The sequence below is a fragment of the Pseudoalteromonas aurantia 208 genome, assembly GCF_014858725.1.
GTDB classification, from domain to species: Bacteria; Pseudomonadota; Gammaproteobacteria; order Enterobacterales; family Alteromonadaceae; genus Pseudoalteromonas; species Pseudoalteromonas aurantia.
On the sequence record NZ_AQGV01000015.1, the window covers coordinates 706,988 to 733,047 of the forward strand.

Sequence of the window (26,060 nt, forward strand, 5' to 3'; positions counted from 1 at the left end):
GCTATTGTTTAGGAGTCATAAGTAATGGGTGTGTTTTTTGTAGTAAAAGACTTAGCTCGAATTAAGTGAAGCAGGCTACTTAATTGAGTCAAGCAATGAAGCATATTGATAATAGGCCATTTGAGTGAACCGTCTAAATTGCGGAAATGGAAAATAGGGGACAGGTGTTTTATACATAGGTAAATTAGGGGGTTGGTATCCAGCAATTTGTTGTGCGAGGCGAAATGCAGCTTGTGCACTGAAGCTCACCCCTGCACCGCAATACCCTAGTATATAGCCAATGTTTTGATTAAAGTATACATGGGGCATGTCATCAAATGTGGCGGCTATAAATCCACTCCAATAGTAATCGTGGTTAATATTTTTAAGGCATGGGAAGCAAGCTGCTAGTCCTTTTTTAAGGCCATTCAAATATTTAGAGTCATGCTGTTGCGCCGCAAAAACAGCGCCGCGTCCACCAAATAGTATTCGGTTATCGGGTAAAAGGCGATAATAATACTTAAGTGTCCGGGTATCCATAGTGACTTGATGTGTTTTTAAACCTGTTTGAGCAAGCTCACTTTCTGTCAGCGCTCGGGTGACCATGATACTGCTGAGAATGGGCAGATAACGATTATTGATGTCAGAATGTGTGAGCTTATTATTGTATGCGTTACCTGTATATATAATATTCTTCGCGGTAATTGGGATGTCATTAATATAGAGCGTGTATGACTCATTTTGTTTTTTGGTATCTTGTACCAAACTATGCTCGTAAATTTTCACACCTGCGTTTAGCGCCATTTCTCTATACCCCAGTACCAATTTGAGTGGATTAACACCGAATCCATCGGTCAATCGCATTGCGCCGTAAGCTTGCACATTACGCATGTAGTGGTTTTGTAGTTGGGATGATGTTAAAAACTGGGCAGAATCCCCTAATTTTTGCATAAACAGGGCTTGCTCATTGAGGTTTTGCATGGCTTTGATATTATGCGCAACCTTTAGGTAGCCATTTTGTTGCTTGTCACATTGTATAGCGTGTTGATTTATGAGACTGGCAACGCGCGAAACTGCATTAGAATATTCACTATAAATATCTTTACATGTTTGCATTCCCCACTTTTTAGCAATGTGTGGGTAGCTCAATCGACCTGCTCCTTTCAAAACAAACCCCGCATTTCGGCCACTTGCACCAAAACCAACTTGATTGGCTTCTAGAACACAGCAGCTAATATTGTAGTGCGACGCCAAATAGTATGCGGTGAGTAACCCACTAAAGCCGCCTCCAACAATGGCAACTTCAAATGTTTGTGGCGTTGTAGGAGGTGATAATGCATCAGGAAGAGATATCGTACTTGTCCAATAACTTTGCGCAAAAGGCTGACCTTGGCAATTGGCATGAGTGAGCGGATCATAATACTTTGGCATATTTCTAGAAACCAATTAAAACAGTAAAGTCATTTCAGCTGCTTGACATTGACATTGGTTACCGCAAATAGTGCAATAATAGTTGTCGACGAGACAATTCTCTAGCCATCTTTCATCGTGAACTGCGACAAGTTGCCCTCCTGCTTTTGTGAAGTACTTAATTGCCCCATTACCTGGGCTTTGTTTCCACAAATGTGCAACACCCGCAAGGGCTCCTTGTTGGCGCAGTGCGTTTATTGATGCTTGGAGTAGTTTCGGTCCAATCCCTTGCCCTTGCGCAGTCGGTGAAATGGCAATACATTTAAAATAAGCCATTTGAGAGGGTAAAACCGGCCATTCTTTAGGGGTGCACCATTTATCAATTGTCCACTGTTGTGCTGAATAGCTGGTTCTAAAGCCAAGTAATTGCTCATTGTCATCGAGTGCGACGAAGCAGGCATTGATACCGTGCTTGGTTCCCATATCACACATCTTTTCTAGTCCCAGCCGATCTAAATAGTTTTCTCCATGGACTAAGTTTGCCAATGTGATCACGTCTTCATAGTGTTTATGTGTGATTGGAGTAATGATCATAATTAGGACCCTTCAAACTGCATTTATTAACCATACTGCTAAATGAATAATAAATCTTTAATAAATTTATGATAATTGTGAATTTTTTTAATTTTTAATTTTTATAACTGAATCAGCTGATTACACGACTTTTTAACAGTTCTGGTCCCTTTTGGTAGGTCTTTCTTACCATGCACAATGATATTGGCTTATTGACAGCGATGTCATTGTGTTAATAATGTAAATTGCTTGTGTCTTTCTCAAGTTGGGTACATGCAAAACAACATGACAAAAGGGAAATAAAAAAATGCATAAATTAATTTTAACGGCTTTGGCTGTAAATATAGCGGTGGCAACAAATACGAACGCTATGACAATCAAGCCTGATCCACAAAATCCGACGGGTTATATTGTCTCTGGTACAGAATTAACCTCAGCTGAAAACAGACTAACAATCGATCCTATGTACGATGTTTGGGCGAAAGCGCTTGAAACGAGAAGCAATGATATCGTAGAAGCAATTGTGCCAAATCGGGCTGGAAATCCAGTGAATGTTAAACGTGTAGAACGCGTATTCCCGCAATCACAGTGGGACTTTTTAACCGCAATGGCAGCGCCTGAATACACATATACTCGATTTTTAAGAGCGATAGGTAAGTTTCCTGCATTTTGTGGAGATTATACAGATGGTAGAGATGCAGACAAAATATGTGAAAAGTCCATTGTAACTGCATTTGCCCACTTTGCTCAAGAAACTGGCGGCCATATAGCAAAAGATAATGTGTCAGATAATCCTCAAGGATTGGAAGAATGGCAGCAAGCACTTGTGCATGTCAGAGAGATGGGGTGGTCAGAAGGACAGCCGGGTTATACTACAGGTTGTGGCCAAAATGATTGGCAAAATCAACGGTGGCCCTGCGCACAGGGTCAAGGTTACTTTGGACGAGGCGCAAAGCAGTTATCGTACCATTTTAACTACGGGGCCTTTTCTGAAGTGATGTATGACGGAGATGCAACCGTATTACTGAATAATCCAGGTTTGGTAGCTGATTCATGGCTAAACTTGGCTTCTGCGGTATGGTTTTTCTTGACCCCTCAAGCTCCAAAACCTGCGATGTTGCATGTAATCGACCGAACTTGGGCTCCTTCGCAAAGAGAGCTTGCTGCTGGAATTGGCTATGGGTTTGGCACTACCATCAATGTTATAAATGGCGGTATTGAATGTGGTGAACAAAATAAAAATAAAGGGCAGCCGGTCAACCGTATTCGTTATTGGGAAGGGTTAGCAAACCATTATAATATTCCTATCGAAGCGGATGAAGAAAACACCTGTTGGCAGCAAATGCCGTATGGCAGCTTGAATTTAGATGGTGCGACGGATGTATTGTTTACTAACTGGGATGGAAACTGGACTTATCATGCCGATAGGCCTGGAGGCTTCTCGTTTGAGTGTAAGCTCGTTGGATATCAAACTGCTTATTCTGCGTTAAAAGCAGGTGATTATAATAAGTGTGTTACTAATTATTATGGGTCACATATAGGCTGGCCAGAAGTGCGAGTGGTGCCGCATATCGAGCCTCCGGTAGATATACCGCCTGTTGACGGTGTTGCAGCTTGGAACGTAAATAAGGTATACCTAAAAGGTGAGCAGGTCAGTCACGAAAAAGCAATTTATGAGGCTAAGTGGTGGACCAAAGGAAATATACCTGAGCGAAATAAAGGTCCTTGGAAGTTTATTAAAGCAATCCCTTAAGGTAGTAACATCAATAAGCCGATAACTTAGTATCGGCTTATTGAGATAGGCATTAGTTTAAGAGGGTTTGAACCGTGTTATTACCTTCTTTATCGGTAAATTTAAATACGAAGTCATCTTTGCCATCAGAATTAATGTCGACCAGTAGGATATCATTGCTATTTTTTGGGAGTTTATGTTTTATTCTGGTGCGTTTTTTACTCAATAAAGAGTCTTCTTTACCGTGAAAAATACTGAGTGTCCTGCTAGAGCTACGCAGAATTGCATCTTGTTTTCCATCGCCGTTTACATCACCAATAAATAAAGAGATTATTCTATCGTCGCCGTTCATATTAATTTCCATTTCAACTTCTTTTTCTAAAGTCGGCTCTGGTGGGAAATATTGATTATGTTGCTGGTAAAATCCAACGTCAATATCTATGTCTGTACTGCCTCCGCCCAAAGCCATTGCCGCGATAGTGCCAAAACCAATATCAGCTTGTAGTTTTTGCAATTCAATTTTTCCATCACCATTAAAGTCGTGTTCAAACCTTAATTGCCCTGTGCCATTAGTTGTTGGTAATGCCACTAAGCTTGTTTCGAATTGGCCACCGGGCTTTCCCTGGTAAAGAGCGTAACTGGTATCCACTTTAATAGCGTCCATACCTTTGGTACGCGGTGCTTGACGGGTTACTAAATCAACAAACCCATCATTATTGATGTCTTTTAATGCGTAAATTCTGCGTTTACCGCCGCCTTCTAATTGACCGAGTTGCACTGGGAGCGTTAAGTTTGATAATTGTTTGGCGTATCCAGTATCGGTTGCATACAGTACTTGTGCTTGATATCGGGTATGAAACAATAAATCGAGTTTACCATCCTGATTAAGATCAATGACTTGAGGTGCAGGGTTTAATTCAATTTCGACTTCGAGTCGACTACCTTTAAAGTACCCAGATAAATCGGATTGTTTAGTAAACGGATGGGCATCGAATGCTCCTGTTTTTGACTGAATATATAGCGTGGAGTGACTAATACCGGGTAGCATGATATCACTTAATCCATCGTCATTGGCGTCCAAAACAAAATCTACTTTATTGAAATTCCTTACTTTTAAATGAGTAAAGAGGGATTGAGCTGAAATCAATGTTTTGTAGCTATCTTTGTGGCTACTAACGATACCATCAGGGGTTAACACCCAGGCCTGGGGGTGAGTATGATTTGCTGATGTTGCATAATCAAAACCAATGGCATGTTTGGGTATTGATAATTCATGACTGGTGTTATTTTTAACATCAATAACAGCAAGCTGTTTAGCTTCATTATTGAAGGCATAAAGTATTTCAGATTGAGTACTCACTAATGGCTTCGAGGTTTTTATTGCAATAGGTTGGGAGGCGAATAAGCTTGAGCTGACCAAGGCTGCAGTAGCGGTAAGTATTAAGCGTGTCATGATTCTCACTACGAAGATAATTATTGTTATTGTGTTTATAGTATTGGCTAAATTTTAACGGCAAACAATTCAATACTTGTAAGAAGCTGTTACAAAGAGAATTCGATTGTTTAGAAGTAAGCTCGCTGTGAAACTTAAAAAAAGTTACAATTACGTCTGGATTTTATTTTAGTTAGGGGTCTTCAGTGCACGCTGACCGTCAATCTGTTGAAGCTATTGTTGCTAGCTTGATACACATGTTCTCACACCAGCAATATGCTGACAAAGTGATTGAGCAAACGCTTGCCCAGCATCCTTTTTGGGACTTAAAAAGTAAAGAACGTTATGTTACGGATGTTTATAATGTACTGCGGTTTCGTCGTAAATTAGATTGCGCGCTGGGAAGTACCCAAAGCCAGAATGTAGAGTTCTATGCTTGGCAGCTTTGGGTAGCTATGAAACTACTCGACGGTGTGGTATTGCCTGAGTGGCCGGAAGTGGTCCGAGTTTCTAGCGAGCAACTCAAGCAGAACTTGGCGCAAGCTACCGATGCACAGCAATACTCATACCCCGATTGGCTTTGGCAAAAAGGCTTAGATGAGTTAGGCGAACAATGGACAACCGTGGCGCAAGCTCTAAATCAGTCGGCTAAAACTTATTTGCGCACCAATACTTTAAAGGTCGATAGCAATACGCTGAGACAGACGTTGAGCAAATCAAATATAGAGACCCAAGTGCTGCCGGAGGCCGGACTTGAAGTAACACAGTATGGTCCATTATTTAAGACCAATGCATTTCAAAGTGGGTGGTTTGAAATGCAGGATGCGGGTTCACAAAAAGTAGCTTTGTTATTGGATGTGAAACCGGGACAGAGGGTGGTCGATGCATGCGCAGGTGCTGGTGGGAAAAGCTTACATATTGCTGCATTAATGCAAAATAAAGGTTATATATTGTCGATGGATATTCAGCAACATAAGTTAGATACGCTGAAAAAGCGGGCAAAGCGAGCTGGCGTACACACGCTTGAAACCCGTTTAATTAAAAATAGTAAGACAATAAAGCGACTGAAAGAAAAGTTTGATCGTGTTTTGTTGGATGTACCCTGCTCGGGTATTGGTGTGCTGCGTCGTAATCCAGATGCAAAATGGCATCTTAATAGTAATAGTGTAGATAATTTGATCACATTACAAAGTGAAATATTACAGCGATACAGCCAAATGTGTAAAATTGGTGGGCGATTAGTATATGCCACTTGCTCTATATTACCGAGTGAAAACCAACTACAAGTAACCCAGTTTTTAGCTGAAAATAAAGCTTTTAAACTCATTGAAGAGCAGACTTTATTACCAGGGTATACTTCCGAATATGATGGGTTTTATATGGCCGCAATGGAACGAATTTCATAGCAGCCTTATTATGTCATTAGTATCGATGCGACGGTAGCGATTGAGCAGAGATTATTGAGCCACCGCACCTGTAGGTGGCTTTTGAGTAGCATCCCCAATTTTGCACCTGCCAGTAACCATGCCGCATCAATATGCGCCACAACCGCTAAACATAGTAGCACAAGCAGTATTATGCCAAAGGGCTGTTCTTTAGTTGATTTTATCGGGATCACCACAGGTGTAAGAATGGTGATCAAAGATGCGTAAGCCTTTGGGTTAAAAATATTGAGTAGCAAACCATACAAAAAACTTGGCACCTTGCTGTGTTTTAGTAGATCAGGGCTATTGCGCCAAAGTTTGACAGCGATGAACAATCAGTCGCTACCACATAACAAAAATAACGCAGGGGGCATAGAATGCGTTTGCTTGAGAAATGTATTAAGCCCAATCCTCACGGTGATCATTGCAAGTAAGAACCCAACAAGAATGCTCAATAAAAAGGGCTGGCTTTGTCTGTAACCAAAACGAGTAACAGATGCCAATAGGGATATGGGCTCGGACTTCCAAAAAGCACAAGAGTCGTGAGCACAAATGAGGATATAGCTTGTTGCATACTTGCTCCTAGCAATGTCCCAGTAGCAGAGCATGTTATGCTAAAAGTTCGGAGTCATATGCAGCAGTGAGTGAATATTTGCGTTAATTGGCGAGATTAGGCAAGTGGCGATAAAAAGCATCTGTATATAAGGCTTTAAACGAAGTGCAATCATTCAATAATTGTATTGTTTATTTATTAACAATAATTTAAGTGTGTGAGGATATGTCAAATAAGCCAATGATATTGACTTGCTTATTGTGAATTAACAGTCTCAATTTTTGAAAAATATCGTTCATTCTTTTTATAAAAAAATAGCTTCACGTTGTTGCAGTACCAATAGTGGCGAGAACATTGGGAGAGTCGCTGCCATAGTGTACGAAAAGAATGTTTGGAAATGGCATATGAAGAATGTAGGTGGTTTACTATTATTAGCGGCTATATGGGGCGGCTCTTTTTTGTTTATACGCATTGCGGTTCCAGCATTTGGGCCAGTGATGTTAATGGAATTTCGTGTATTATTGGGGGCTATTTTTTTATCTGCTGTGGGGATAACTTTAAAGCAGCAACCGCAGCTTTGGAAGAGGAAGAAGCACTACCTTATTTTAGGCTGGTTTAATTCTGCATTGCCTTTTTTGCTTTTTGCATATGCGGCGCAGACAATTGAAGTATCTACGCTGGCTATATTGAATGCTACGGCCCCTTTCTGGGGGGTATGTATTGGCTATATATTGTGTAAAGAGGGAGTCGCTAAAGCAAGCTTGTTTGGGTGTGTATTTGGCTTAATTGGGGTTTCGGTTTTAGTCGGGGTTGATCTTAATGATCAGCAAGATGTATCTTATTTACCGACCTTTGCCACACTTGGTGCAACTTTGAGTTACGCCATCGCGTCGCATTATACTAAAGCGTCGGCGAATGTGGGGGCATTAAACAATGCACATGGCAGTCTTTGGGGCTCTGCCATACTCATCATCCCATTTATATTCATGTTTCCCTATAATATCAAGACTGACACGCAAGTTGTCTGGTCAGTACTCCTTCTTGGTCTTATCTGTACTGGCGCAGCCTATATTCTTTATTTTAAACTAATAAACGCTATGGGGGCACAGTCGGCTTTGTCGGTGACATTCTTGATCCCATTGTTTGGTGTGTTATGGGGATATTTAGTACTTGATGAAGCATTAACTATGTATACGTTCATTGGTGGCGCATTCATATTAGTGGGGGTTGGGTTAGTGACTGGATTATCTCAGCAGGTGTGCAAAGGTGTGATATTTAAGCTGTGTTTTCGGTAAAACGATAAAAGGGCCTTGCGGCCCTTTGGTGAAGTATCGTTCAAGTTAGTGTGATAGCCTTAACCCCTTAAGGCTATCAACCAATTGTTTTGCAACTGTGTCAGTTTATCTCGTTAAGTTTCTAAGCTAGCGAGAGGAAAAACCCTGCAATTGCGGCGCTCATTAGGTTAGCCATTGACCCTGCTAAAACCGCCCTGAGCCCTAAGCGTGCGATATCCTTTCTTCGACTTGGCGCCATACCGCCGAGTCCGCCTAGTAAGATAGCAATCGATGATAAGTTAGCAAATCCACATAACGCGAATGTGACAATCGCTTGTGTATGTTCACTTAACGTATCTCGATAATTCATAAAGTCTAGGTAAGCAACAAATTCGTTAACTACCAACTTCTGGCCGATAAAACTACCGGCTGTTACAGCTTCATGCCACGGTACGCCGATTAACCAAGCGACGGGAGCAAAGATGTAACCTAAAATTTCTTGTAATGTTAATGTTGGGTGGTCAAACAAACTCCCAATGTTGCCCAATAACCCATTTAACAAAGCAATTAAAGCTACAAATGCTAACAACATAGCGCCAACGTTTAATGCTAAATGCATACCGCTTGAGGCTCCGCCTGCCGCTGCATCAATGACATTAACTGGCTTGTCTTCATTTGCATTCACATCGGCTAAATTCTCTTTTGGCGTTTCAGTTTCTGGCACGATCATTTTAGCCATTAAGAAACCACCAGGCGCGGCCATGAAGCTGGCTGCAATTAAGTATTTTAACTCGACACCAATCGCCACATAACCTGCCATTACGGAGCCTGCAACTGTGGCCAATCCGCCAACCATTACCGCAAACAATTCCGATTTTGTCATGCTGGGTATAAATGGTTTTACAATTAATGGGGCTTCAGTTTGACCCACAAATATATTAGCTGTAGCTGACAGTGATTCAGGACGTGATGTTTTCAGCAGTTTTTGCATGCCGCCGCCCAAAATCTTAATCATCCACTCCATAATGCCAATGTGGTATAACACCGCAACCAACGCAGAGAAGAAGACAATTACTGGTAATACTTGAACTGCAAAAATAAAACCAAGCGCTTCTTTATCGGCAAGAGAGCCGAAGAGAAATCCGATCCCATCATTTGCGTAGCCTATAACTGCAGATACACCAGATGAAATACTTGCTAATACGTTCTTGCCTGCTTCTACAAACAAGATAAATCCACCGATAAGTATTTGCATAGCAAATGCAATACCGACAGTTCTTTTGTTGATTGCACTACGGTCGGTTGAAAAACCGTATGCAACGCTAAGCAGCATAAACATGCCGACCAAGCTCATTATTGTTGTCATGCCAGAAAGTCCCGTTTTATTCTTGCAGTAAATATTTTATTTTACTTTTAATTATATCAATCGCAACGCGATTCATACCGCCACGGGTAACTACCAAGTCAGCATTGTGCTTAGAAGGCTCAATAAACTGATAAAACATAGGTCTTACCGTCGCTTGGTACTGTTCAACCACTGACGGCAAGCTTCTACCGCGCTGCTCGATGTCTCGTTGCATTCGGCGTAGTAGACAAATATCTAATGGTGTATCAATAAACACCTTAATATCGAATTCTTCACTAAGTGCTGAATCACTAAGTAACAAAATACCTTCAATAATCAATATTTTTGCAGGTATTACAGTGCGAGTTTCGCTGCTGCGTGTATGTTGAGCATAGTCGTACGTCGGCACCTCTATAGATTCGCCTCGTCTTAGTTGCTCTAAATGTTGACGTAGTAAATCATGTTCAAACGCATCTGGATGGTCATAATTTGTTTGAGTTCTATGTTCAAACGGAAGATGCGATTGATCTTTGTAATAAGCGTCTTCTTCTATAATTGCAATGGCGCCTGATTCTAATTCATTAACCAATTCATTATAAATTGTCTGTGTAAAGAGAGATTTGCCAGACGCAGATGCGCCAGCAATAGCTATAATTGTTCGTGTCACTAAAGTTCACACCCAGCTGTCGTTAACGTTGGAAGATCACAATAGCAAAAAAGACACGATTAATCTCTTTTGCTTCGCTTAGGTTGCAAATTTAGCGACTTTATCAAAGACAAAACAGGACTTTTGTCCTGTGAGACAAAACAAGACGCATCATGAAGTTTATGAATTTTGTTATGCTTTTATGACAGCGGACTTATGTCCTGTAAATTATTGCAGTGCAACAATAAAGTAGCAATCACTGAGAGCGTGACAAGCATAGTGACGCATTTTAAATTTACTCAGTCAGTTTATTAAAGAGGTGAGATATGGCAAGAGCAATCATACTAATGGCAGATAGCCTAGGCGTGGGTGCTGCACCAGATGCAGAAAAATTTGGCGATGTAGGTTCAAATACACTTGCTCACCTTTTAAAAGCGTATAAACAAGAAACAGGTAAAGCACTGCCGTTACCTAACTTGACAAGGTTAGGATTGGTTGATGCATGTGAAGCGGCTGGTAAGCAAACATGTGATGTTGCAGAGCGTCAGGCTCCTGAAGCCGCTTGGGGTTATGCAAAAGAGCTTTCAAGCGGTAAAGATACACCTTCTGGTCATTGGGAAATGGCGGGAGTACCTGTGTTATTTGAGTGGGGGTATTTTCCAAATACCACGCCTTGTTTTCCGCAGACGTTTATTGATGAATTGTGTAAGCGAGCAAATATTCCAGGCATTTTAGGAAATTGCTACGCATCAGGCACAACTATTTTAGAGCAATTGGGTGAAGAGCATGTGAAAACGGGCATGCCAATTTGTTACACCTCAGTTGACAGCGTTTTTCAAATAGCCGCTCATGAGCAATCGTTCGGTCTTGACAAGCTTTATCAGGTATGTGACATCGCACGGGCACTGCTTGATGAAATGAATATAGGACGAGTGATAGCGCGGCCGTTTATAGGCACTTCGAGTGCCGACTTTATTCGTACTGGTAATCGTAGAGATTACTCAGTATTGCCTCCAGCTCCCACCTTACTAGATAAGTTGGCTGCAGATGGTGGAGAAGTGATCAGCATAGGTAAAATTGCAGATATTTATGCACATCAAGGTATTACTCAGAAGCATAAAGCACCTGGATTGATGAATTTACTAGAAAAAACATCTGAATTAATGGATTCAGCGCCTGATCACAGTTTAATTTTTACAAATCTAGTGGACTTTGATGAAAAGTTTGGTCATCGACGTAAGCCGGTCGGATATGCCGAAGCGCTAAAGCAGTTCGATGATTATTTACCAACTATACTAGAAAAACTTGGTACCAATGACTTGTTGATAATTACAGCTGACCATGGTTGTGATCCAACGGCACCAGGAACTGATCATACTCGCGAATATGTGCCAGTATTGGCTTATGCTAAAGGTATGAATAATACTCCGTTAGGAGAAAGACAAAGTTTTGCAGACATAGGTCAAACACTTGCCCAGTGGTTTAATTTATCTGCGCTTGAGTATGGTGATGGCTTTATGGCTTCACTTAACAAAGCATAAAGAAGGAAATAGGTGATGAGCACTCCTCATATTAACGCAAATAGTGGTGATTTTGCTGAAACGGTATTAATGCCAGGTGATCCACTTCGCGCTAAGTACATTGCAGAGCACTTTTTAGAAGATGCGCGCCAGGTGACTGGTGTTCGTAACATGTTTGGTTTTACAGGGACATATAATGGTAAACCTGTGAGCATCATGGGCTCAGGCATGGGGATCCCGTCGATGTCAATTTATGCGCGTGAGCTTATTGTGAGTTACGGTGTAAAAAACCTTATTAGAATAGGTACTTGTGGCGGAATTAGTCAGGATATAAAAATCCGTGATGTGATATTTGCACAAGGTGCTAGCACGGATTCTAACGTAAACCGTACTCGTGTACGAGGTTATGATTTTGCTGCAATTGCTGACTTTGGATTACTGGAAAATGGCATTAATTCAGCTCGAAAATTGGGTATTGAAGCCAAAGTTGGTAACGTCTTTACGACTGATACGTTTTATCAGGCAGATGACTCATTTTATCAAGAATTAGATAAGCTTGGTATTATGGCTGTCGATATGGAAACTGCTGGTATGTATGGTGTAGCAGCTGAATATGGTGCTAAAGCGATGGCTTTATTTACGGTAAGCGACCATGTCATTACTGGTGAAGCAACGCCAGCCGAAGAGCGTCAAAGTACCTTCAATGAAATGGTAAAAATCGCTTTAGAATCTGTATAAAAAATTTAGCTTAGTAAGATAACTTATTAAGCAAAACCGTTCCTTGGTAACGTAATCGCAGAGTTTTGGAGACACGCCTAAAACAAAGCGAATCACACCCAAAAAGCCGCACCTAGTGCGGTTTTTTTTTCGACTAAATATCATTTGTCACACTTTATGAATAATAATGTAAGAGGGTATATTCATATTGTATTCATTCAAGTCTATTATTGTCTGACCACCATAATACTCAGGTGTAGGCATGACAATTACGTCAGTGGCTTTGTCAACAGTGTTGATGCTGCCCATTTCAATTACTGAACTTAATGATTTCAAACGCCTGGCGGTGAATAACCCCAAGCATGCATTGGTTGAATTTCCCCGTTTGCTGATGCGCTATCAAGGTGAAACGAGTAATCGGATAGCTTTGTTGTACTATAGTGCGTTAACCGCAGCGTCTCGCGCTGACGACTGGCCTATGTTCTTAGACATTATTGAAAAAATGCGCGCGCCAGCTTTAAGAGCTTACTCAGATGGGAATAAGTTACAATTACTTTCTAGTATTGGTGTTGCATATCGCCTCAATGGACAGCTAGAACAAGCCAAAATACATTATCAATGTGCTTTTAAATTTGCATCTAACGATATTGAACTTGCGCAATTAAAAGTGAATCAGTCGATTGTATATCGTTTATCATATCAGCCTGCTTTGGCTTTTCAGCTTATCGAGAGCGTTAACAGTAACCAATTGTCAGACAAAGTAAAAGCGGGATACAGTGTTGTTCATGGCAACATTCAGCAATCGATAGGTAATTTTCAAACTGCTTTACATAGTTATGAGCAAGCCCATGAACTGTATATTAAAATGGGGGATAAAGTATCTAAAACGGGTGTCACAGGTAACATATTAGGTGCTGCGTTAGCGGTAAAAAATCTCACTGTTTTCAATCGTTATAGAGGTGATTTAGACAAGGCGGCTCGTATATATTACCCACGAATTTTGGATTATTTACAGTGGCTTGACATTATCGCATATGCCTTGGAATCTCAGACATTAAGTACTGAGCACCAGCAATGGATAGAAAACCATGTAGTCAAGTTTGTTGAACTTGGGTATGAAGACGTGATAAAAGCCCATCTACTTTTGATTAAGGCAAGAGATCTTTATCCGAAAGGCACAAGCATGAAGTTTAAATCGTATAGCCTACCAGAGAAGCTTGGTAAACCGTGGTGTGGATCGTTTTGACTTTGACTTTATTTATGCCATGGTTATGAATGTAAATATGATATGTGGGGATGACAATGGCACAATGGGTTACGGGCAAAATAGTTGAGTTTAACTGGTGGACACCGAGTCTTTTTAGCATCAAGGTAGCAGCAGGCATAAAGCCATTTATTGCAGGCCAATTTACAAAGTTGGCATTAAATGTTGAAGGGAGACGTGTTGCTAGGGCCTATTCATTTGTAAACTCCCCCAATGACCCTTTATTAGAATTTTACTTAATAGAAGTACCTGATGGTCGATTATCATCACATTTAGCGACGTTAGATATTGGTGACACAGTTGAGGTTGAAGCGGTTGCTCATGGGTTTTTTACGTTAGAAGAGACGCCAAAAGCAGAGGTTTTATGGATGCTTAGTACAGGTACAGCTATCGGACCATTCCTATCTATCATTGCAGATGGCAAATTGTGGGAGCGGTACGAACGTGTGATTTTGGTACATGGGGTCAGGCATAATACCGACTTAACTTACCAAGACAGTATTTTAGCCACTGCGTCATTGTTTAAACAGTTTACTTACGTACCGGCAATTACACGAGAAAAGCCAGAGCAAGGTTTACAAGGACGCGTAACTGATTTACTTAGTTCTGGTGCGTTAATAAAGCATTGCGGAATGAATCAACTCAATAAGAATAGCCATTTTATGATTTGTGGGAACCCTCAAATGGTCAAAGATACGACTCAATTGTTGCTTGATAAAGGCTTCAAACGACATCGTAGAGCAGAATCTGGACATATAACAGTCGAACAGTATTGGTAGGCTTTAAAATTTTTTATATGTCTGTTATGTTAACAAAAGTTTGTACCTTACTTGATTATCATGAAATACATTATTATTCTCTTTTTTGTTCTATTTACGTTTTTATGTAGTGCTAATCCCGCATTAGAAAATGATACGAGGCCTCTTCAGTCAGTCATGACAGAGCAAGAGCGCGGAGCATCACAAGTTGTTGATAAATTGATCTTGGCCTACAATGATAGGAATATTGAAGCCTTCCTTGATTTGTACGCAGAGGATGTTGCGTTTTATATGTATCCACAAACGTTAATGTTTACTGGAAAAAAGAAATTGATTGAACGCTACGGTCTTATGTTTAAAAAAACGAAATGCCTCAAGTCTACATCACTTAAGCGTATCATCCACGGAAATATTGTTATTGACCATGAATCGTCACAGGTATGTTTTAATGATGCAGGAAAGGTTGATAAGTATTCAGAGTTTGTAACCAGTTATCAGATTGACGATGGAAAAATACGTAAAGTTGTATTTTTTAAATAGCAAGTAATATGATTATGCAAGGTATGTTGTTATGAGTCAGGATAAAAGATTAAGTTTATTGTATCGGGTGGAACCTGGGTGTTTGGGGCCAACTGGTATTGACTTTGTGGAAGGCTTTTGTGAGTTTGCACAAAAAAAAATAAAGGCACCAGTTTATGCACAGTTTGGCTTTGTTCCTCGGTATGACAAAGCACTACCGGAAAGAGAATATAAAATTGGTAATAAAAATTTATCGGATGCGCAAGTAATGGCTTTTCTTGATAAATTTGATAAAGATAAAAGTGATTTTGAAGAACAGATTGATGAGTTATTGTCACATGCTATTGATGCTTATCTAGACCGGTTATGATAACGACTCGGCTAGCAGCACCTTGCACTAGCCGATTTAGATATGCAGTGTAGCTCAGAGAGAATTAACCCTTTCCTTAGTATCGCATAATCATTATTTATACACGTCTTTTATATACTCAAATTTTTGAAGTCATCATTATCATGTAAGCTGGTGAAAGCAGCTTCATTTGATAGCTCATTCTTTAGGTTTGGTGCATACTCTAGGGCCATACGTATATCAGCTAAGGCATCACTATGTTGATGTAGCATTGCATAAGCACACGCACGTTGCCAAAATGCATATCCGTAGTCGTTATCTAACTCTAATGCTTGGTTACACAGTTGAATGGCAACACCCGTCTGGCCAAGTTCTAATAGCGCATCGGCTTTATAAGCGATAGCTTCTACTTCATCTGGTTTTCTTTTTAGTATTTCGTCATATATTTCTATTTTGGAACTCATATCACTTTCAAGATTGGCTCTCATCCATAAAGAGTGAACCTCATTGGTTATGGTAATCTTCTTGTGGTTACTCAGTATCTCTTCTGAACGAGCTTTTAACTTATCTTCAAGTACTTGTAAGCGTTGCTCATATTCATCGGTGATATCGCCAACACGTCGATTGACGATGTCTTCCACTTTACTTTTTATGTCTCTTAAAGAGTTCCAACCAACCAACATCAAAATAGATGCCGTGGCAGTTATAATAAATAAAATATTGTTTACTGTGTCAGTTGTGTATGTAAGCGCTCTGTCTGCGGCATCTAATTGTGAATGCGTCACTTGTTTTGTGACATCTTCTCGTAATTGCTGTTGATCTTGTCGTACTGATTTGAGTTCGTCTAAGATATAACGCTCAATTAGGGGTTGATACATGGGCTGTTGAACTTGTTTAAGGTTATTGTCATGCGATGCCTTATTTGTATCTTGTTGTGCTAAACATAGGTTACAAAATAAAAGTAAAGTGGCAAAGATATATTTCATCATAAAGTTAGCCAGAGTATGCAAGGTTTGTGTATGGTGCATGACTTATATGTAAATTGCAAAGAAGTGAATTAGCGAGATATGCTCTTTGCATTAATGGTTATTAAAGCCCATAATTAGTGAGAACTTTGTGTGAGTATCGGTGTAATGCTAAGAATAGTATTGATTGGGTTATGTTGTTTTTTTGCCAATGCAAATGAAGTTCAATTACAGGTCGTTACTGAAGAGTGGGTTCCGTATAATTTCACCAACGCAAAAGGCGAAATAGATGGACGTGCCACACACAAAGTACGTGAAATCTTAGCAGATGCAAATATAAGTTACGAAATAAGAAGTTACCCATGGGCCCGGTCCATGAAGCTGGCAAAAACGAAAAAAAACACCATGATTTACTCTATATACCGGACACCGGAAAGGGAACCGTCTTTTTTATGGGCATGCCCACTATTACAGCCAGTGAAAGAGTATCTCTTCAAACTCAAAACTCGTAAAGATATTCAGTTAAACTCATTGGATGATGCGAAAAAACACCTAATTTCTGTGGTAAGGGGCAGTGTATCTAATGAGTTTTTAATAAAAAATGGGTTTGAAAATGGCAAGAATATTGATATTACTGCGGACCCAAGTTCAAGCCCAAGAAAGTTATTAGCGGGTTACACAGACTTAATTATGACGACGGAGTATACGGCTTTTGAAAGCATGAAAAAACTGGGGGTGTCATTTGATCAAATAGAGATTGCTTTGGAAGTGACAAACACAAATAATAATCGAGCATGTCTCGCGTTTAGCCCAAGTTCTGATATGGAATTAGTTGAGCAAGTAAGGGCCGCACTGGCGCGACATAATTTACGCAGCATTGGGCCATAGGACTCTATTAACTAGTTGATTTTAGGGGGAGTTATTATTATAGTTTGGCCGCTTGCTCTATCACAATGGCGTGACGTTTAGCTAACCTAAGATGGTCTCTGTCGTAGCCTCCACCGATAACTGTACTGACAGGGATCCCTGCTTGTTGGCATGTTTTCAAAACTAAGGCATCACGTTTTTCCAGTCCTTGCCAGCTAATATCTAATTTTCCTAGTCCATCATGCTCCCATACATCAACACCGGCATCATATAATACGATATCTGGGTTGATATCGGTAATTAGTCCATCCAAGGTCTCTTTAACAATGTTTAAGTAAGCGCTATCAGTTAAGTTATTGACGAGCCCGACATCTAGGTCGCTGGGATGTTTGCGAAATGGAAAGTTTTTTTCACAGTGGATAGAGCAGGTAAATACATATGGGTTATGTTTTAGCAATGCTGCTGTACCATCTCCTTGATGTACATCTAAATCGAAAATCAGTACATTATTGACCTGCTTATTATTGATAAGAGTAGTTGCTGTGAAAGCGAGGTCATTCACCATACAAAATCCAGATCCGAAATCATAATGTGCGTGATGTGTCCCCCCAGCTAAATGACACGCTATGCCACTTTCAAGCGCAAGTTCTGCTGCTTTTAATGTGCCTAAAGGTGCAGTGAATGTTCTGTTCATTAATGCCTCAGACCAAGGTAACCCAATTCGGCGCATCGACTTTTCGCATAGTTGATTGTGCCATAGATCCCAAAGATATAATTCGCAATGAACTAATTCTAATGCACTGGGGGTACCAATATCAGGCTTATATAAATTATTGTTAATTAAGCCTTGCTGATAAATATATTGATATAAGTTAGCAAATTTGCTCATAACAAAGCGGTGCTTTGGATCGAAACTGAATGAATAGTTTGGATGATAAACCAAAGGTAGGTTGGGATTTAAGGTCATGGTATTTTGAGCTAAGAAGCCGTTATTTCAATAAAAATAATAAACAAATATTAGAGGCTGTTGACCTTTGCTGTTCTATTTTCGTTCTCTTTGTGCATGCTTTTATCGCGGCGCTTAATATGTGGCCTAGTAATCTAAGCGAATATTAAGCAACAAAGAGAAAGGAGTACTCAACAGAACCGGTAGGCAGCGCTTGATTGGCTTTTCTACTGTGTTATCGGCTGACTCATATGGAATAACCATGCTACGTAGCCTCTGCCTTGTGCGAAATCCAATCAAACTGCTGCAAAAATGAACCTGAAAGATCAACAGCCCCTAACCAGTGCCGTTATCATAACGTTTTTTCAAAAGAAGCACGAGAATATCCTTATTCAAACCCTCATTACGTGAGGTCCCGCCATTTGTGTTAGTGATACGAGCATTTTGTATTTAGGGAAAATGCTATTTTTAACTCGATAAATGGCCGGTTTTAACAAAAATCACTGTGTCTTCTTCAACAAAAGGTTGGTGTTGAGAAAAGTGTGGGTTTCTTATCCAGGTACCTATAGGGTAACTGCCGTGTTCATCTTTTAATTGCCCGCTTAATACCAGTATCTCTTCGCCACCATAGTGTTTATGAAGTACAAACATTTCATTCGCTGGCCATTTAACTAACGCGGTATGTGAGGTCTCAAAAGAGTGTAAAGGCAGTACTTGTAAATTCCCTTGTCCAGGGTGCCATCGTTTAGCGTTGCTATTTATACGCAAAGATTGGGTATCGTGTTTGCAAAATTGATTTAACTTAACAAAAAGAGTACAGCCGTTTTTACTAAATGGTGTATGTTTACTGCCTGGTGGGTTGCGAAGGTAGCTGCCAGCGGGGTAATCACCATGTTCATCAGAAAAGGTCCCTTCAAGTACCAATATTTCTTCACCAAAAGGGTGCACATGTTCTGTAAATGACGCACCTGCCTTGTAGCGTACAATACTGGTGATATGGCCTGACTTTGCATGTTCTCTTGCTAACGGTTTTCGTTCAACACCGTTTAAAGGACTTGGAAGCCAAGGTTGCTGTGCAGTATTAATGGTAACTCGTTTTGAAAAGTCGAGGTTTAAGTTGCTCGTATTTGGATTCATGGTACTTCCTAATTTCTGCCGGCCATAACTCCGCCATCTATGTTGAGTATAGTGCCTGTTACCCAGTTACTTTGTTGGGAAAGAAGGTACATGACACTATTGGCAATATCTTCAGGTGTACCAATTCGACCTAATGGATGGAAGTTATCAAAGCTGGCAAGCGTGGTGCTTAATTGTTCAGGTTTAATAAAATGATTATAAATAGGGGTTTTCACAACAGCAGGTGCGACTGCATTGACGCGTATATTATGTTCAGCAAGTTCGATGGCTAGATGCTGTGTTAGGGAATGAAGCCCTGCTTTTGCCATGGAATAAGCGGAAGAAGGGGTTGCTTTTATGGCTTGATGTGCCCACATTGAACCAATATTAACGATGGCACCTCTGCGTGCCTGTTTCATTCGAGAGACCGCAGCTTGAGTGATAAAAAATATGCTTTTATTGAGTGTCATATAGTGCTCATAATCTTCTTCTGAATGCTCAACAAATGGTTTGGGGTTAAAGTAACCCGCCGAATTGACGAGGTATGATACTGCGTCTTCATGGTTGTTAATATATTTTTCAACTCTGCCCCTATCTGCTTTTTTGCAAAGGTCTGCGACGAGCCCCTCGGCTTTTGGTGAGTTGAGTAATGCAATAGCATCGTTCACTTTCTCAGCGTTTTTACCGATGATAACCACCCGAACATGGTTGTTAATAAGCTGCTGCGCTGTTGCCAGTCCAATTCCACTGCTTCCACCCACAATCATTGCGAAACCTGATTTTGAAAATAACATATCAACTCCGATTAAAATATCTGCGCGACAATCGCGCCGTTTCAACGATAGAATACGGGGGCATGATATTTGAAAACAGTAAGCACATTTAGGTGACCTAGGCACTTGTTGGTACATATTTATGATTAATAAAGAGAAAAAAATTGAACGAATTATTGGGCCGCAGCAATCTGCACGTATGGTTGAGACGATTGTTGGTTGTAAGTGGTCCTTGACGGTATATCAATTACTGGCTTTGGGTGTTAATCGCCCTGGAGAAATGGTGAGAGTGACTGATGGGCTTTCAACCAAAGTACTGAATCAATGTCTCAAGCGCAATATTGAGTTTGGGTTGTTGCAGAAAATAAGTTATCCCGAGATCCCGCCTAGGGTTGAGTATAAGGTGACTGAACTAGGGCATAAGTTTTTACCTATACTCGATTCGTTAACCCAGCTGCAAGGAGAGATCGATAAATTAGGATAGTGTATTTAATCTATTGCATACGTATTCAATAGGATATATGTAGTTCTTGCTCTACATTGTTATCGGTTTGTAAATAAATAAACGACAACAAAAGAGCCTATTATGACAACATTACTAAAAACGGTCTTACCTAATAGTATCCGATTAAAAGCCACGCAGTGGTTACTTATCAGTGGTGCAACACTGATGAGTTTGACCGCTACTGTGAATGCCCAACCAACAACCTTTGTTCATTTATTTGAATGGTCATGGCCTGACATAGCTCAGGAGTGTGAAACATTTTTAGGCCCGAAAGGCTTTGCCGCCGTACAAGTTTCTCCACCGAATGAGCATATTATTGGTGAGCAATGGTGGACGCGTTATCAACCCGTGAGCTATCAGCTACAGAGCCGAGGAGGAAGCGAACAACAATTTAAAGACATGGTGCAACGTTGCAAACAAGCTGGCGTTGATATTTATGTGGACACTGTGATCAATCATATGGCCGCAGGAAGTGGGCAGGGCGTTGCGGGTTCAACATTCTCTTATAAGAACTTTCCAACTTACAGTCCGCAAGATTTCCATACGACCTGTGCAATTAATGGAGAGGATTATGCTAATAATGCATGGCGAGTGCAAAACTGTGAATTGGTCAGTTTGACTGACTTGGATACTGACTCGTCTTATGTACAGTCACAATTGTCTGGTTATCTGAATAGCCTCGTTGAGGCGGGTGTCGCTGGGTTTAGATTAGATGCAAGTAAACATATGCCGGCACAAGACATTGCAACTATATTAGCCCAAGTTACGGGCGCACCGCTTGTTTTCCAAGAAGTGATTGATCAAGGAGGGGAAGCGGTCAGTGCCAGTGAATACTTTAACAATGGACTTGTTACAGAGTTTAAGTATTCGACTAAATTGGGAGATACTTTCAAAAATGGCAAATTGGCATGGCTGAGTAACTTTGGCGAAGCGTGGGGGATGATGCCAAGTTATAAAGCCGTGGTATTCGTCGACAATCATGACAATCAACGTGGTCATGGTGGAGCCGGAAATGTTGTCACATTTGCTGATGGTAAGTTATATGAGTTGGCAAATGTGTTTATGCTCACATACCCCTACGGGTACCCAAAAGTTATGTCGAGTTTCGAGTTTTATGGAGACACTGATGCAGGCGGTCCTAATGTACCAGTTCATCAAGGTACGCAGTTGAATTGTTTCGCGCAGCAATGGCAGTGTGAGCACAGGAAAACATTGATTTCTGGAGCCGTAAATTTTAGAAACAATACAACAGGTGCATGGCAAGTTAATAACTGGTGGGATAACGGTAACAATCAAATTGCTTTCTCACGTGGTGCTGAAGGGTTTGTTGCGATTAACAAAGAGACAAATTTATTACAGCAAACATTACAAACAGGTTTAACTAAAGGTGTTTATTGTGATGTATTAACGGGTATGCTCAGCGCTGATAAAAGCAGCTGTACCGGTAAGTCTCTGGTGGTTAACGAGCAAGGTATGAGCGTTATTTCAGTCTCATCTATGGATGCAGTTGCTGTGCATCATCATAGTAAAATTGTTAATGGACCTACCTCTTCACCAATGCAACGCACTGTTGTTTTTATTAAGGCACAGACCACCACAGGTCAAGATGTATTTATTAGAGGCGGTATTGACCATACGTATGGCAAGAGTATTGGGCGAGATTGTGATGTTGAGCCATTTAAGTGTGCATTGCCAATGGCACATAATAATTTACGTAATACCACCACGCAAAGCTGGAAGGTTGGTGATAGTTACTTGGATTGGCATGGTGCGCAATCAGGGCAAAATACCAGTGCTGCGGGGACCGCTTTAGATTGGACAACCAATAAATGGCCAAATAATTGGGGTGTTAAGCGTACAGTTGAAGTAGATGGATACGGTGAAAGTGTGCTGAATGGCTATGGCCCGCATTATTGGATGTTGGATGTTCAAATGGACTGCTCGTCTTCGGTAAATGGTTGGTTTGAAGTGAAAGCATACATAAATAATGGGCAAGGTTGGGAGGGAGACATTAACCAAGCAGGCGCTCCTTATATGAGTAATAATCACTTTGCTCAGTGTGGTCAAATAAATGTGTTCGAGTTTGGCAATAGTTCAGCTATCCATGCCGATTTTTAAAAGAGTAGACATGGTGTATTAGGTTATGACCCACAGGATATATGTAAGTAGACTGGTGATTGCTTATTTGCATATATTTTTGCGTGACATGACTGCGCTAAAACACCTCTTTAACGCAATCCAAGTAATGAAGGTTAATGCTTACATAGCTGGTCCAGTAAACTATCAGGGACCGGCTTTAATTTTACTGCATTGAGATCCATTTTCGCATAAGGTGCAACGTGTTCTGTAACCCAAGGCACATCGATAATTTCCAAATACTTTTGTAACGAGTCTTTTAAACCATATGGGTATAAGAAAATGGCTCTCTCTAGCGCATAAGCCACACGTGAAAATTGCACTTCACTGGGGAGCATTTTTGCGGTGACGACCGCCTCCATGATTAAGTAATGGTAGAAATAGTGAAAGTTCTCTTTTTTTAAGTCAAAAATAGCTTGTTTTACCGAGTTATGGTAGCGCCAAAATTGCTGATACTTCCCTTGCAAAACAAGGCTATCAAGCAGGTTCAGGCCAGCTCTAACAGCATTTTCTGGAGTGCCTCTTAAGCTGTCGTCTCTAAATAGTTGAATAAAATAGCGTTGCGCTAATTCATACTGACCTGCATCTAAATGTAAACTGGCTTTTTTTTGCTTGATACGTTGTTTATCGCGGTGTGCACTGGCCATTGACTCAGCCTGTTTAAGTGATGATAGAGCTTCGTCATGCATGCCGAGTTTTAACTGAGATGAATACATGTTGAGCAGTATTTTAACTTGTTCATTTGGGTTATTTACAGCGAAACCTAAACCGCATTGATAAGCGAGTAGTGCTTTGCTGTAGAAGCGATTTTTTCTGTATAAAATCCCTAAATTGTTGAGTAAGTGGTACGGCTTATTTTCGGGGAATTCTTGCCATTCAGGTTGACTTAAACGTTTGCTAACCTTCACTGCGATGTCTGGAACGTTGTGTTTCACAGCGGCAATTAATATATTTTTATAGAATGTAAATGCACCTAGACTGGGGGGCAAGGCGTTGTATTTTGCAAATTGAGTTGAGATATAAAGTGGGTCTTTATTGGTACGTTCTTTAAACCCGTTGATGTTGGGTAAATCGGAAGCGGTATTCAAAGCAGCAACAAAAAACAAAGATGAAATGAGTACCACGACAAGCTCCTAAAGCGCTGCATTTCGTTATATTGTGCAATAGTATTCTATAACTGGCAAGTAAAGGAATATATTAAATACCTTTAATAAACAATATATAATATTGATAATATATATTTACTGAAAGTATATCCTAAAGAGGGTGAGTATAGAATATGTGGATAAAAAACCAACCACTAGAAGGCACGTATGTACAATTAGTTCCAATTGACTTGCAACATTGCGAGGCGTTAAAGCAAGCGGTAAGGGACGGTGAGCATTGGCGGCTTTGGTATGCGAACGTACCGCATCCAGATGATATGGGAAAGTATGTAACAGATGCGCTGGAGCAGGCTAAGCAGGGAAATATAGCTTATGTGGTGGTAGATAAACGAACAAATATAATTGTAGGAACTACCCGTTATTATGAGGTGGATAAAAATAATAAGCGGGCTGCTATCGGATATACTTGGTATGCAGATTCAGCCAGGCGCAGTCCCGTAAATACAGAAACTAAGTTGTTATTATTGAAAAATTTATTTGAACAACATAATGCCATTGCAATTGAATTTAAAACTCACTTTTTGAATCACCGTTCACGTACTGCGATTGAGCGTTTAGGCGCGAAATTGGATGGTGTGTTACGTGCTCATAAAATAATGAAAGATGGCTCACTTAGAGACACCGCAGTGTACTCCGTTATTGCCAGTGAATGGCCTGCTGTGCGAAATAACCTTGAATATAAGCTGGCTAGCTAACCAATCAATTTATTTAGCAAATTGTAACGATTGCTCCACAGACAGGTAGGCTCAATGCAGCCCCTGAAATGATGGAAATCAGTGGGCAGAGTGATGATAAAAAGTAAACGTATATCTGGGCCTGATTGAGCGCGTTATTTGGTATGATTTTAGGGAACTATAAGAGGGCTGTACATGCTGAAACAGGCAATAGATGATTGTTGGCCTCGGGTGTATTTTGTGTGTTTATTGTTGTAATGACGCTTGAGTAGACGAAGTATTCTAAAGTTGACCCTTTTGACGTTTTTTAGAAAATAACAACTTAACTTTATGGGAACTAAACCGAATATTGGTCAGTCTATGTTTGCTCTGTATGAAGGATAATGAGCATAGAGGTTATATGAAGTATTTTGTAGTTCCCGTGATGCTGTTGATACAAATAATATCTACATCTGCTATTGCCAGTGCAGTGGATAAGCATCAATTGGTTAATGAACTGAAAAAGCACATAGAAGAGTTTTACGTTTTGCAGCAGAATATTCCCGCAATAATGAGTCATTTAACACACTTTACACAGTCGGAGGACTTTACAAAGGCAAAGAGTGCATCAGAATTGCTGCCGATACTTAATACTCGATTGCAAGCGTTTGATAAACATCTTGGTGTGTCTCATAAACCGAATACACAGGATGCCATGGAAGCAAAAAAAGCGCCATATGAGTCTTGGTTTACGCAATTAGAACGCAAAAATTTTGGATTCAATCGGATTGAAATTCTACCAGGGAATGTCGGTGTTATGGCATTTTGGGGCTTTGCAAATGTAACGCAGGAAAGTAAACGAAAAGTACATGCCATTATGACACTGTTGAGTGATGTAGATAGTTTGATAATTGATTTACGTGAAAATGGCGGCGGAGATGCTGCAATGGTTCAACAAATAAGTAGTTATTTTCTTGATAAAAAAACGCATTTAAACAGCTTTTACTCTCGTGACACAGACCAAACTAGTGAGTATTGGACGGTTGCTATTGAAGGAAAAAAACGCCCTTCTTTGCCTATTTATATCTTAACGAGCAATGCGACATTTTCTGCTGCTGAGGAGTTTGCATACAATTTCAAACATTTAGGGCGTGCCATAATCATTGGCGAGAATACGAAGGGCGGTGCAAATCCATGGCGATTTGTTGATATTGGCGATGATATACATGTAGCTATGCCCGTTGCTATGGCAATTAACCCAATAACAAATACAAACTGGGAAGGTAAAGGGGTGCAGCCAGATCACAGTATAACTGCTGATAAGGCGTTAGAGTATGCATATAAAAAAGCGCTAGAACAACTCGCGTTGACACAAAAGAATCCACATGAAATGAGTGATATTAAGTCTGCACTTAAGCAACCAGTTTTAAAGTAATAG

General features: G+C 40.4%; 25 protein-coding genes. 14 read left to right on the forward strand and 11 right to left on the reverse strand.

Going from position 1 to position 26,060, the window contains the following annotated elements:
* Window positions 1-75: 75 nt before the first annotated feature.
* Entirely contained in the window at window positions 76-1,410 is a 1,335-nt protein-coding gene (locus PAUR_RS21325; RefSeq protein ID WP_192509732.1) for an NAD(P)/FAD-dependent oxidoreductase, read from the reverse strand.
* A gap of 15 nt (window positions 1,411-1,425) precedes the next feature.
* Window positions 1,426-1,983 (reverse strand): GNAT family N-acetyltransferase, encoded by a 558-nt coding sequence (locus tag PAUR_RS21330; RefSeq protein ID WP_192509733.1) that lies wholly within the window; start codon window positions 1,981-1,983, stop codon window positions 1,426-1,428.
* A gap of 286 nt (window positions 1,984-2,269) precedes the next feature.
* Here PAUR_RS21330 and PAUR_RS21335 point away from each other — a divergent pair, with 286 nt between their 5' ends.
* Complete coding sequence (locus PAUR_RS21335) at window positions 2,270-3,715, forward strand: chitinase (protein WP_192509734.1); 1,446 nt, start codon at window positions 2,270-2,272, stop codon at window positions 3,713-3,715.
* Between the two features lie 52 nt (window positions 3,716-3,767).
* On the opposite strand, the gene PAUR_RS21340 is transcribed toward PAUR_RS21335, so the two are convergent.
* Window positions 3,768-5,147 (reverse strand): FG-GAP repeat domain-containing protein, encoded by a 1,380-nt coding sequence (locus PAUR_RS21340; RefSeq protein WP_192509735.1) that lies wholly within the window; start codon window positions 5,145-5,147, stop codon window positions 3,768-3,770.
* Window positions 5,148-5,332: 185 nt separating this feature from the next.
* On the opposite strand from PAUR_RS21340, the gene PAUR_RS21345 reads away from it, so the two are divergent.
* Window positions 5,333-6,532 carry an RsmB/NOP family class I SAM-dependent RNA methyltransferase gene (locus tag PAUR_RS21345; RefSeq protein ID WP_318782644.1) on the forward strand — a complete coding sequence of 400 codons (1,200 nt, stop codon included), beginning with the start codon at window positions 5,333-5,335 and terminating at the stop codon, window positions 6,530-6,532.
* Window positions 6,533-6,540: 8 nt separating this feature from the next.
* Here PAUR_RS21345 and PAUR_RS21350 read toward each other — a convergent pair whose 3' ends face one another.
* Window positions 6,541-6,885: a hypothetical protein gene (locus PAUR_RS21350; RefSeq protein WP_192509736.1), complete on the reverse strand. Its 345-nt coding sequence runs from the start codon at window positions 6,883-6,885 to the stop codon at window positions 6,541-6,543.
* Between the two features lie 622 nt (window positions 6,886-7,507).
* Between PAUR_RS21350 and PAUR_RS21355 the strand changes: the two genes are divergently transcribed.
* A complete protein-coding gene (locus tag PAUR_RS21355) occupies window positions 7,508-8,398 on the forward strand; it encodes a DMT family transporter (protein ID WP_192509737.1) in 891 nt (296 codons plus the stop codon).
* A gap of 121 nt (window positions 8,399-8,519) precedes the next feature.
* Here the strand turns inward: PAUR_RS21355 and PAUR_RS21360 are convergent, their stop codons facing one another.
* Together PAUR_RS21360 and udk are read right to left on the reverse strand one after the other, a co-directional pair.
* Window positions 8,520-9,743, reverse strand: coding sequence for a NupC/NupG family nucleoside CNT transporter (locus PAUR_RS21360; protein ID WP_192509738.1), 1,224 nt, complete (start codon window positions 9,741-9,743; stop codon window positions 8,520-8,522).
* Between the two features lie 16 nt (window positions 9,744-9,759).
* Complete coding sequence (udk, locus tag PAUR_RS21365) at window positions 9,760-10,389, reverse strand: uridine kinase (protein WP_192509739.1); 630 nt, start codon at window positions 10,387-10,389, stop codon at window positions 9,760-9,762.
* Window positions 10,390-10,694: 305 nt separating this feature from the next.
* On the opposite strand from udk, the gene PAUR_RS21370 reads away from it, so the two are divergent.
* The 6 genes from PAUR_RS21370 (at window position 10,695) to PAUR_RS21395 (ending at window position 15,516) form a co-directional block, all read left to right on the forward strand.
* Entirely contained in the window at window positions 10,695-11,909 is a 1,215-nt protein-coding gene (locus tag PAUR_RS21370) for a phosphopentomutase (protein WP_192509740.1), read from the forward strand.
* Window positions 11,910-11,924: 15 nt separating this feature from the next.
* Entirely contained in the window at window positions 11,925-12,626 is a 702-nt protein-coding gene (gene deoD / locus PAUR_RS21375; RefSeq protein ID WP_192509741.1) for a purine-nucleoside phosphorylase, read from the forward strand.
* 241 nt (window positions 12,627-12,867) lie between these two features.
* Window positions 12,868-13,851 (forward strand): tetratricopeptide repeat protein, encoded by a 984-nt coding sequence (locus tag PAUR_RS21380; protein ID WP_192509742.1) that lies wholly within the window; start codon window positions 12,868-12,870, stop codon window positions 13,849-13,851.
* Between the two features lie 56 nt (window positions 13,852-13,907).
* Window positions 13,908-14,648 carry a ferredoxin--NADP reductase gene (locus PAUR_RS21385; RefSeq protein ID WP_192509743.1) on the forward strand — a complete coding sequence of 247 codons (741 nt, stop codon included), beginning with the start codon at window positions 13,908-13,910 and terminating at the stop codon, window positions 14,646-14,648.
* A gap of 156 nt (window positions 14,649-14,804) precedes the next feature.
* Entirely contained in the window at window positions 14,805-15,167 is a 363-nt protein-coding gene (locus tag PAUR_RS21390; protein ID WP_225738541.1) for a nuclear transport factor 2 family protein, read from the forward strand.
* 31 nt (window positions 15,168-15,198) lie between these two features.
* Window positions 15,199-15,516, forward strand: coding sequence for a hypothetical protein (locus PAUR_RS21395; RefSeq protein WP_192509745.1), 318 nt, complete (start codon window positions 15,199-15,201; stop codon window positions 15,514-15,516).
* Between the two features lie 110 nt (window positions 15,517-15,626).
* Here PAUR_RS21395 and PAUR_RS21400 read toward each other — a convergent pair whose 3' ends face one another.
* Complete coding sequence (locus tag PAUR_RS21400) at window positions 15,627-16,481, reverse strand: TPR end-of-group domain-containing protein (RefSeq protein ID WP_404821729.1); 855 nt, start codon at window positions 16,479-16,481, stop codon at window positions 15,627-15,629.
* 147 nt (window positions 16,482-16,628) lie between these two features.
* Between PAUR_RS21400 and PAUR_RS21405 the strand changes: the two genes are divergently transcribed.
* Window positions 16,629-17,348, forward strand: a complete 720-nt coding sequence (locus tag PAUR_RS21405) for a substrate-binding periplasmic protein (RefSeq protein WP_192509747.1) — start codon at window positions 16,629-16,631, stop codon at window positions 17,346-17,348.
* Between the two features lie 37 nt (window positions 17,349-17,385).
* Here the strand turns inward: PAUR_RS21405 and PAUR_RS21410 are convergent, their stop codons facing one another.
* From PAUR_RS21410 to PAUR_RS21420, 3 genes are all read right to left on the reverse strand, one after another.
* On the reverse strand, window positions 17,386-18,294 hold the full coding sequence (locus PAUR_RS21410) for a histone deacetylase family protein (protein ID WP_192509748.1): 909 nt from the start codon (window positions 18,292-18,294) through the stop codon (window positions 17,386-17,388).
* Between the two features lie 447 nt (window positions 18,295-18,741).
* A complete protein-coding gene (locus PAUR_RS21415) occupies window positions 18,742-19,410 on the reverse strand; it encodes a cupin domain-containing protein (protein WP_192509749.1) in 669 nt (222 codons plus the stop codon).
* 8 nt (window positions 19,411-19,418) lie between these two features.
* Window positions 19,419-20,183 carry an SDR family NAD(P)-dependent oxidoreductase gene (locus tag PAUR_RS21420; RefSeq protein ID WP_192509750.1) on the reverse strand — a complete coding sequence of 255 codons (765 nt, stop codon included), beginning with the start codon at window positions 20,181-20,183 and terminating at the stop codon, window positions 19,419-19,421.
* A gap of 121 nt (window positions 20,184-20,304) precedes the next feature.
* Between PAUR_RS21420 and PAUR_RS21425 the strand changes: the two genes are divergently transcribed.
* Together PAUR_RS21425 and PAUR_RS21430 are read left to right on the forward strand one after the other, a co-directional pair.
* Window positions 20,305-20,646 (forward strand): winged helix-turn-helix transcriptional regulator, encoded by a 342-nt coding sequence (locus tag PAUR_RS21425; protein ID WP_192509751.1) that lies wholly within the window; start codon window positions 20,305-20,307, stop codon window positions 20,644-20,646.
* A 186-nt stretch (window positions 20,647-20,832) separates the two neighbouring features.
* The gene (locus PAUR_RS21430; RefSeq protein ID WP_225738596.1) at window positions 20,833-22,785 is read left to right on the forward strand and encodes an alpha-amylase; all 1,953 of its coding nucleotides are present in this window, start codon (window positions 20,833-20,835) and stop codon (window positions 22,783-22,785) included.
* A gap of 134 nt (window positions 22,786-22,919) precedes the next feature.
* Here PAUR_RS21430 and PAUR_RS21435 read toward each other — a convergent pair whose 3' ends face one another.
* A complete protein-coding gene (locus tag PAUR_RS21435; protein WP_192509753.1) occupies window positions 22,920-23,927 on the reverse strand; it encodes a tetratricopeptide repeat protein in 1,008 nt (335 codons plus the stop codon).
* A 155-nt stretch (window positions 23,928-24,082) separates the two neighbouring features.
* On the opposite strand from PAUR_RS21435, the gene PAUR_RS21440 reads away from it, so the two are divergent.
* Both PAUR_RS21440 and PAUR_RS21445 read left to right on the forward strand, forming a co-directional pair.
* Window positions 24,083-24,664, forward strand: a complete 582-nt coding sequence (locus tag PAUR_RS21440) for a GNAT family N-acetyltransferase (protein ID WP_192509754.1) — start codon at window positions 24,083-24,085, stop codon at window positions 24,662-24,664.
* A gap of 379 nt (window positions 24,665-25,043) precedes the next feature.
* Window positions 25,044-26,057 (forward strand): S41 family peptidase, encoded by a 1,014-nt coding sequence (locus tag PAUR_RS21445; protein WP_192509755.1) that lies wholly within the window; start codon window positions 25,044-25,046, stop codon window positions 26,055-26,057.
* Window positions 26,058-26,060: the final 3 nt, after the last annotated feature.

Bases quoted from the DNA above. Each gene is read 5' to 3' on its own strand.
- PAUR_RS21415 (WP_192509749.1), bottom strand. From the start codon at position 19,410: ATGAATCCAAATACGAGCAACTTAAACCTCGACTTTTCAAAACGAGTT.
- PAUR_RS21395 (WP_192509745.1), top strand. From the start codon at position 15,199: ATGAGTCAGGATAAAAGATTAAGTTTATTGTATCGGGTGGAACCTGGG.
- PAUR_RS21325 (WP_192509732.1), bottom strand. From the start codon at position 1,410: ATGCCAAAGTATTATGATCCGCTCACTCATGCCAATTGCCAAGGTCAG.
- PAUR_RS21335 (WP_192509734.1), top strand. From the start codon at position 2,270: ATGCATAAATTAATTTTAACGGCTTTGGCTGTAAATATAGCGGTGGCA.
- PAUR_RS21420 (WP_192509750.1), bottom strand. From the start codon at position 20,183: ATGTTATTTTCAAAATCAGGTTTCGCAATGATTGTGGGTGGAAGCAGT.
- PAUR_RS21385 (WP_192509743.1), top strand. From the start codon at position 13,908: ATGGCACAATGGGTTACGGGCAAAATAGTTGAGTTTAACTGGTGGACA.
- deoD (WP_192509741.1), top strand. From the start codon at position 11,925: ATGAGCACTCCTCATATTAACGCAAATAGTGGTGATTTTGCTGAAACG.
- PAUR_RS21440 (WP_192509754.1), top strand. From the start codon at position 24,083: ATGTGGATAAAAAACCAACCACTAGAAGGCACGTATGTACAATTAGTT.
- PAUR_RS21405 (WP_192509747.1), top strand. From the start codon at position 16,629: ATGCTAAGAATAGTATTGATTGGGTTATGTTGTTTTTTTGCCAATGCA.
- PAUR_RS21380 (WP_192509742.1), top strand. From the start codon at position 12,868: ATGACAATTACGTCAGTGGCTTTGTCAACAGTGTTGATGCTGCCCATT.
- PAUR_RS21400 (WP_404821729.1), bottom strand. From the start codon at position 16,481: ATGAAATATATCTTTGCCACTTTACTTTTATTTTGTAACCTATGTTTA.
- PAUR_RS21430 (WP_225738596.1), top strand. From the start codon at position 20,833: ATGAGTTTGACCGCTACTGTGAATGCCCAACCAACAACCTTTGTTCAT.
- PAUR_RS21330 (WP_192509733.1), bottom strand. From the start codon at position 1,983: ATGATCATTACTCCAATCACACATAAACACTATGAAGACGTGATCACA.
- PAUR_RS21340 (WP_192509735.1), bottom strand. From the start codon at position 5,147: ATGACACGCTTAATACTTACCGCTACTGCAGCCTTGGTCAGCTCAAGC.
- PAUR_RS21370 (WP_192509740.1), top strand. From the start codon at position 10,695: ATGGCAAGAGCAATCATACTAATGGCAGATAGCCTAGGCGTGGGTGCT.
- PAUR_RS21360 (WP_192509738.1), bottom strand. From the start codon at position 9,743: ATGACAACAATAATGAGCTTGGTCGGCATGTTTATGCTGCTTAGCGTT.
- PAUR_RS21425 (WP_192509751.1), top strand. From the start codon at position 20,305: ATGATTAATAAAGAGAAAAAAATTGAACGAATTATTGGGCCGCAGCAA.
- PAUR_RS21410 (WP_192509748.1), bottom strand. From the start codon at position 18,294: ATGACCTTAAATCCCAACCTACCTTTGGTTTATCATCCAAACTATTCA.
- PAUR_RS21445 (WP_192509755.1), top strand. From the start codon at position 25,044: ATGAAGTATTTTGTAGTTCCCGTGATGCTGTTGATACAAATAATATCT.
- PAUR_RS21390 (WP_225738541.1), top strand. From the start codon at position 14,805: ATGACAGAGCAAGAGCGCGGAGCATCACAAGTTGTTGATAAATTGATC.
- PAUR_RS21355 (WP_192509737.1), top strand. From the start codon at position 7,508: ATGAAGAATGTAGGTGGTTTACTATTATTAGCGGCTATATGGGGCGGC.